Origin of the sequence: Collinsella sp. AF39-11AT (genome assembly GCF_003474585.1) — a bacterium.
In the GTDB taxonomy this organism is placed as follows: Bacteria; Actinomycetota; Coriobacteriia; order Coriobacteriales; family Coriobacteriaceae; genus Collinsella.
This window is the reverse complement of record NZ_QROG01000018.1, coordinates 39380-46193: the sequence shown is the minus strand read 5'-3', so window position 1 is coordinate 46193 and position 6814 is coordinate 39380. Positions and strand designations below refer to the sequence as shown.

The following is a 6814-nucleotide window of genomic DNA, read 5'->3' as shown; positions in this document are numbered from 1 at the left end:
TGGGCCTATGCCGGAATCTCTCCCACAGAAACCACCGAAGAGCCCTTTTTGGAAACTCCCGAGCAGGCAGGCCATCTTGTCTTGCAAAGCCGCAGGTAGACGACTTGCTGCAAAACGGTCTGGTCGGCATAACGCCAAAAGTCTACTCACTTAGGCTAGAGGGCACCCCCATTAGCTGTGATTCCAGGGTGTTTAGCGCATTTGGACTCAAATCGTCATACTGAACAAGGATTCGAGCCAAGTTTTTAGGGACAGATGCGCCATCGGCACACCAAAAGCAGTCACCGATATCGATATAAGGGATATTCGAGTGCATAAGTGCCCGCGTAAAAGAGCTTCCGCCCGCGCCACGCTCCGCAACCACGATGCAGTAAAGGCCCGCGTCTGCATGCTCGATCGAGACCTCTCCTGCCGGAAATACCTTCCGCACAAGCGCCATCAGGCCATCACGCGCCTCGCGAGCACGAACGCGCACGCGGTTCACATGTCGCTCGTAATCACCCGATTCCAGCAAACGCGCCAAAGCGACCTGGTCAACAGAGCTCACCGACGAGGCGTAGAAACCAAGGTTGCGCCTAAACCGCTCCATTAACTCATCGGGCAACACCATGTACGCCAAACGCAACGCCGATGAAAGGCTCTTCGAAAACGTGTTGGTGTAGATAACCGACTGGGCGGCATCGATCGACGCGAGCGCGGGAATCGGCTTCCCGGCAAGGCGAAACTCACAATCAAAGTCATCTTCGATGAGATACCGACCTGGTCGCTCGGCGGCCCAGCTCAGCAGCGCATAGCGACGTGCAATGCTCGCCACAAGGCCGGTCGGATACTGATGGGACGGCATCAGGTGAAGAACATCGGTCCCAGTTTTCTGCAGAGCGCTCAGGTCCACGCCGTCGTCATCCAACGGGATATGTCGAACTTCGCAACCCATAGCCTGGTAGATGCGCGTCAGCCGCAAATAGCCCGGATTCTCAACGGCATATACCTTGTCGGCTCCAAGCAGCTGAACCAACATGGTATCGAGCAGCTGGGCGCCCGCACCGATAACAATGTTGTCGGGATCGACATTCATGCCCCTTGTCCCGCGTAAATGGTGAGCAATTGCGCGTCGTAGCCGAGCGGTGCCCTGTGCCGGCGCAGTCGAAAAGATTTCGCGTTCGTCTTCGGATGCCAGCGTCGCCCGCAGTGCGCTTTGCCAAAGCCGCGCCGCCTCCAAAGTGGAAGGAGAAAGCGCATCGAATCGCTCGACCTGTCCGTTGACATCACGCGCACTGGGGCCCACAGAGACGGCATCTCGGTCGATGCCCTCCGCAGCCAAAGCCAAGACCGGTGCATCCGGAAGCTCGCAAGCGTAGTAGCCACGACGCGGCATTGAGCAAATATAGCCCTCGGCAAGTAGCTGGCTATATGCGTTCTCGATGGTAATGACACTGATTCCCAGATGACTGGCAAAGGCGCGCTTAGACGGCAGATGCTCCCCCGCCGCAATGCGTCCAGCAACGATATCATCTCGAATTTGCTGGTAAACATACTCATAGAGCGATGCTTCGCCGCGATTTTCCAAATTGTAGTCAAGCATGGGCATCACCTGACCTTATCGAATCATTCAATCTGGCATTAGTCTGACCTTGTTATTATCTCGAAAACTGAGTATTTCGCCATACCCAGCTCCCCGATAGGATGTTCCGTCAAGCAATGTACATGCCAACCAAGGGAGCAACCATGGCAGAACAGACCAGCAAGGCCGATCGCGTCAAACTCAATCGCGAGCTCGCGCAGATGCTCAAGGGCGGCGTCATCATGGACGTCACCACGCCCGAGCAGGCACGTATCGCCGAGGAGGCAGGCGCCTGCGCCGTCATGGCTCTCGAGCGCATCCCGGCCGACATCCGCGCCGCCGGCGGCGTGTCGCGCATGAGTGACCCCAAGATGATCAAGGGCATTCAAGAGGCCGTCTCCATCCCCGTCATGGCCAAGTGCCGCATCGGTCACATCGTCGAGGCGCAGGTCCTTCAGGCCATCGAGATCGACTACATCGATGAGTCCGAGGTTCTCTCCCCCGCCGACGATGTCTACCACATCGATAAGACCCAGTTTGACGTCCCGTTTGTCTGCGGTGCCCGCGATCTGGGCGAAGCGTTGCGCCGTGTTGCCGAGGGCGCCACAATGATTCGCACCAAGGGCGAGCCGGGCACGGGCGACGTCGTCCAAGCCGTGCGCCACATGCGCAAGATCCAAAAGCAGATCCGCGACGTAGTTGCCCTGCGTGACGACGAGCTCTTTGAGGCAGCCAAGCAGCTGCAGGTGCCGGTCGAGCTGGTCCGCGAGGTCCATGCCACGGGCAAGCTCCCCGTCGTGAACTTTGCCGCCGGCGGCGTAGCGACCCCCGCCGACGCCGCGCTGATGATGCAGCTGGGCGCCGAGGGTGTCTTTGTCGGCTCGGGCATCTTTAAGAGCGGCGACCCCGCCAAGCGCGCCGCCTCCATCGTTAAGGCCGTGGCAAACTTCACCGACGCCAAACTCATTGCCGAACTTTCTGAGGACCTGGGCGAGGCCATGGTGGGCATCAACGCCGACGAGATCGAGATCATCATGGAGGAGCGCGGACGCTAGTCCAGCAGAAAGGATCGCACATGAGCGATTACGCAGACCAGACGGTCGCCGTGCTGGCGGTCCAAGGCGCTTTTGCCGAGCACGAGGCAAGGCTATCCGAGCTGGGCGCACGTTGTATTGAGCTGAGGCAGGCGGCCGATTTGCAGCAGAACTTTGACCGCCTGGTCCTCCCCGGCGGCGAGTCCACCGTTCAGGGCAAGTTACTTGCCGAGCTTGGTATGCTCGATGAGCTTCGCACCCGCATTGTTGAGGGCATGCCCGTCCTGGGCACCTGCGCCGGCTTGATTCTATTAGCGCGCGATCTTGCCGCCCACGACGATAAGGGGACGCCGCGCTTGGCAACCATGGATGTGCTCGTTGAGCGCAATGCCTACGGCAGGCAACTCGGCAGCTTTCGAGCCAAGGGGCAGGTAGCCGGCATCGACGGTGAAGTGCCGCTGACGTTTATCCGTGCGCCCCGCATCGTCGAAGTGCACGGCAATGCCCAGACTTTGGCTAACGTCGATGGCCGCATCGTCGCCGCCCGCCAGGGCAACCAGCTCGGCGTCACCTTCCACCCCGAGCTCGATGAAGACACCCACCTCCACGAACTGTTCCTGCAAATGTAGGCAGAATTTAAACGAGCGTGGATTTTCGGACATACAACAAATGAGAGTGGATAATCTCCCACTTTGAGCTTGAATGCAGGCTCAAACCGGGAGATTATCCACTCTCATCCTATGTAGTCGTTGGGGACGTTCTTAAACGACTAGTCAAACAAGAACGTCCCCAATGACTACCTGACAAGGAGTGTCCCAAACTACCGGCAGAAAAGGAACGTCCCCAACTGCCACCCCCGGAGCAAGACAACGCCGCAGGTTGAGCATAAGTCAGCGAAAACGCCCCTAAGCGAGCAAGGTGACGTGAAATGAAAGGGCGCTGACCTTATGGTCGCGCCCTTGAAATTGAACGTCAGATTGCCGCTTAGGGGCGTTTGCAGCGTCAACTGGTTACGCGGTTCGTAGAACCGCGTAACTAATTAGAAGCGGTTGCCGCGGAAGCCGCCACCGTTGCGGCCGCCGCGATCGCCGCCGCGACCGCCGCGGTCGTTACCACGGTTGCCGCCGAAGCCGCCACGGTTGCCACCGCGGTCGCCATAGCCACCACGGTTGCCGCCAAAGCCGCCGCGACCGCCACGGTCGCCGCCACGGTCACCAAAGCCGCCACGGCCGCCACGATCGCCACCGCGACCGCCACGGTCACCGCCGCGGCCACCGCGATCGCCAAAGCCACCGCGGCCACCACGGTCGCCGCCACGGCCACCGCGATCGTCACGGCCACCGCGAGGACCGCGGTCCTCGTCCAGGCCCATGGCGACGAGCGGAGCGATAACCTTATCGAGGGCAGCCATCAGCTCGGTGGCCTCCTCGTAAGAAAGCTCGGGCAGGAGCTTCTCCTTCTTGTTGGCAAGCTCGACCAGGCCCTCGGCGGCATCCTCGGCAGCGAAGACGACGATCTTGCGCATATCGCCCTCGGCGTCGTCGATGCGGCCGACCAGATCGGCAGCTTCGGCCTCGGCCATCAGGCCATCGAGCTCACGAAGGCGCATGCCCAGCAGGTCGGACATCTCCTTCTGCTCCATCTTGGGCTTGAGGTCAAGCAGCTTGATGGCGCGCTCGATGTTCGCCATGCGCTCGGCCTTGGCCTCCTCCTCCTTGGAAATAGCAAAGCGACGGCTACGCAGCAGGCGGGCGGCCTTCTGCATCTTGTCCATCAGCTCTTCGTCATCGTAATCAACGGCGGCCTCGACAACCTCGGCCTCCTCCTCGGCGGAAACCTCGTCAGCAGCCTCAACCTCGGCAGCTTCGGTCTCCACGGTCTCGACTGCCTCGACCTCGGCAGCCATGGTCTCGTTCTCGGTCTCGTTCATGATCTCTTCGTTCTCGGACATGAGACTCCTTCTTGGCCCTCTCGGGCATCATCGCCCCATTCGCGGGGCCCGTCGCGCACTCTTTGCGCTTTAAACATTCATGCCTCTCGGCAAAACGTCCATTAGTTTATGGTGTCGTCCGCTAATCTAGCTGCAGAATCTATGTGCACACATTAATGCGACATGTGCGACTCGCGGCGAGCGTACACAACCGACACCGCGAAGCCAACCAGGGCAATCACGGCCGCCATGCGCACGGCGGCTGCAAATCCAATCGCCTGGGCAACGTCCGTCGCCACGCCGGCAGCACCGGCAGCCGCCGCAGAACTCGAGAGCAGGCCGATAAACAGCGACGGGCCAAACGATGCGGCAATCATGTTCCACGTGTTGAGCAATGCCGTTCCGTGAGGATGCTCAGCGGCGGGCAGCGTCTCCAAGCCGGCCGTTTGCGAGGGGCTCAGCACCAAACCGACTCCGGCATACACCACAACGGTCAGCGCCACGACGACGCCGATGTTCATGCTTGCCGCCGTCATCGAGATGGCAGTCTGCCCCACGGCAATCAGGGCAAAGCCGACCGGTAGCAGCGGCCATGCGCCATGGGCATCCATCACGCGTCCGCCCACAATCGAGGTCACGGCGTTGCAGGCAATTGCCGGCAAAATGAGCAGGCCCGCGACAAGCGCGGTCATGCCGTATGCGCCCTCAAAATAGAGCGGCAACAAAACGCTCATCGAGAACGTCGTCATCATCGACACCACCACAAGCAGACAGGCAGGCCAAAAACGAACGCTCGTCATGGGACGCACGTTGAGCACCGGATGGACGAGCTTGAGCTGACGGGCCGCAAACAGGCCGAGCAGCACAACCGCGGCGAAAAGCGTCACGATGCCGGCCATCACATTGGCCGAGAACTCGCCTACGGAATACACGAACGCCGTAATGCCGGCGGCGAGCAAAATAACCGACAGGATATCGAGCGAAACATCCAGGCGCTCTCCGACATTTCGAACGAGCTTTGCACCCGCCGCAGCGACCACAACACCGCCCACCAGCGGCACTAGGAACACCGCCCTCCAGCCAAACAACGTGCACATAAGACCACTGATCACAGGTCCAAACGCCGGCCCCAGCGTAATGCAGGCACCGCCCAAGCTCAGATACAGACCGAGCTTCTCGCGCGGAGCGCAAGATAGCACCACATTCATCATGAGCGGAAACAAGATGCCCGATCCCGCAGCCTGCAAAATGCGACTTGGCAGCAAAACGACAAACGACGGGGCGACCAGGCACAGGACTTCGCCGGCGACCATGCAGCCGCATGCAAAGAACAGCAGCTTGCGCGTCGAAAAGCGTCCGGACAGAAAGGCCATGATGGCCGTAAAGATCGACGTCACGATCATGTAGCCCGAAACAAGCCACTGCGCCGTGGTGGCACTCACCGAAAAGGCCGCCATAATGTCGTGCAGCGCCACGTTAATGATGTTCTCGTTAAACGCGGCAACAAAGGCTGCGATATACATGACGACGAGAAACGCCGAAGTGCCCGATGGCGTTGCCCTAACTTGTTGCTGAGATTTGTTCCCCATGCATTTCCTTCCTCTTGGAACGACCGTCGCATCGCCCCGGAGGAACCGTCCAGGGCGAGAATGAGCCCTAGACTTACGCCAAATGCCGCAACACGACGAATCTGGCAACATGGTCCAACGTCGAAAGATCGTAACGCGGACGCGCTGCTTTCCTTCCGCGCTATTATTGAAAGTCCACGAAAGCATGAGACATGAGGAGCCCGCCATGATTAAGCCCATCATGAAATCCGAGTTCTTTTTGCGTCTGCCTTCCGAAGACGCGGGACCCGACGATGCCGCGACCGGGCAGGACCTCCTGGATACGCTCCTTGAGCATGAGCACGAGTGCGTGGGGCTCGCCGCCAACATGATCGGCGTGCGCAAGCGCATCATCTGCGTAAAGGACGGCAACAGGACGCTGCTGATGTACAACCCTCAAATTCTTGAGCAGGTCAATGCCTATCAGACGAGCGAAGGATGCCTCTCGTTGATCGGCGAGCGCCCCTGTACCCGCTACCGTCGCATTAAGGTGGAGTATTTGGACGAGAACTTCGTCCACCGCATCAAAAACTTCTCGGGCTACACCGCCGAGATCATCCAACACGAAATCGACCACTGTTGCGGAATTGTTATATAGTTCCGCCGTTCTACCGAACGGCGGACCACTTGACGCTGCGCGAGCCGCATTCACGCCAATCTGACGTTCAGCTTCAAGGGCGCG

6 protein-coding genes are annotated in these 6814 nt (G+C 59.7%); 3 read left to right on the top strand and 3 right to left on the bottom strand.

Annotated features, from left to right (window positions below):
- Positions 1 to 142: 142 nt before the first annotated feature.
- A complete protein-coding gene (locus DW037_RS07860) occupies positions 143 to 1582 on the bottom strand; it encodes a PLP-dependent aminotransferase family protein (RefSeq protein ID WP_158571972.1) in 1440 nt (479 codons plus the stop codon).
- Positions 1583 to 1725: 143 nt separating this feature from the next.
- Here DW037_RS07860 and pdxS point away from each other — a divergent pair, with 143 nt between their 5' ends.
- On the top strand, positions 1726 to 2616 hold the full coding sequence (gene pdxS / locus DW037_RS07855; protein WP_118373133.1) for a pyridoxal 5'-phosphate synthase lyase subunit PdxS: 891 nt from the start codon (positions 1726 to 1728) through the stop codon (positions 2614 to 2616).
- Between the two features lie 20 nt (positions 2617 to 2636).
- Positions 2637 to 3224, top strand: a complete 588-nt coding sequence (gene pdxT, locus DW037_RS07850; protein ID WP_117790673.1) for a pyridoxal 5'-phosphate synthase glutaminase subunit PdxT — start codon at positions 2637 to 2639, stop codon at positions 3222 to 3224.
- Positions 3225 to 3634: 410 nt separating this feature from the next.
- Here pdxT and DW037_RS07845 read toward each other — a convergent pair whose 3' ends face one another.
- Complete coding sequence (locus DW037_RS07845; RefSeq protein WP_035137032.1) at positions 3635 to 4546, bottom strand: hypothetical protein; 912 nt, start codon at positions 4544 to 4546, stop codon at positions 3635 to 3637.
- Between the two features lie 152 nt (positions 4547 to 4698).
- Positions 4699 to 6114, bottom strand: a complete 1416-nt coding sequence (locus DW037_RS07840) for an MFS transporter (protein WP_117629626.1) — start codon at positions 6112 to 6114, stop codon at positions 4699 to 4701.
- Between the two features lie 205 nt (positions 6115 to 6319).
- Between DW037_RS07840 and DW037_RS07835 the strand changes: the two genes are divergently transcribed.
- Positions 6320 to 6730, top strand: coding sequence for a peptide deformylase (locus DW037_RS07835; protein WP_117629625.1), 411 nt, complete (start codon positions 6320 to 6322; stop codon positions 6728 to 6730).
- The last annotated feature ends 84 nt before the right edge of the window (positions 6731 to 6814 follow it).

Excerpts from the sequence above, each read along its gene's own strand:
- DW037_RS07860 (WP_158571972.1), bottom strand. The coding sequence starts at position 1,582 with ATGCTTGACTACAATTTGGAAAATCGCGGCGAAGCATCGCTCTATGAG.
- pdxS (WP_118373133.1), top strand. The coding sequence starts at position 1,726 with ATGGCAGAACAGACCAGCAAGGCCGATCGCGTCAAACTCAATCGCGAG.
- pdxT (WP_117790673.1), top strand. The coding sequence starts at position 2,637 with ATGAGCGATTACGCAGACCAGACGGTCGCCGTGCTGGCGGTCCAAGGC.
- DW037_RS07845 (WP_035137032.1), bottom strand. The coding sequence starts at position 4,546 with ATGTCCGAGAACGAAGAGATCATGAACGAGACCGAGAACGAGACCATG.
- DW037_RS07840 (WP_117629626.1), bottom strand. The coding sequence starts at position 6,114 with ATGGGGAACAAATCTCAGCAACAAGTTAGGGCAACGCCATCGGGCACT.
- DW037_RS07835 (WP_117629625.1), top strand. The coding sequence starts at position 6,320 with ATGATTAAGCCCATCATGAAATCCGAGTTCTTTTTGCGTCTGCCTTCC.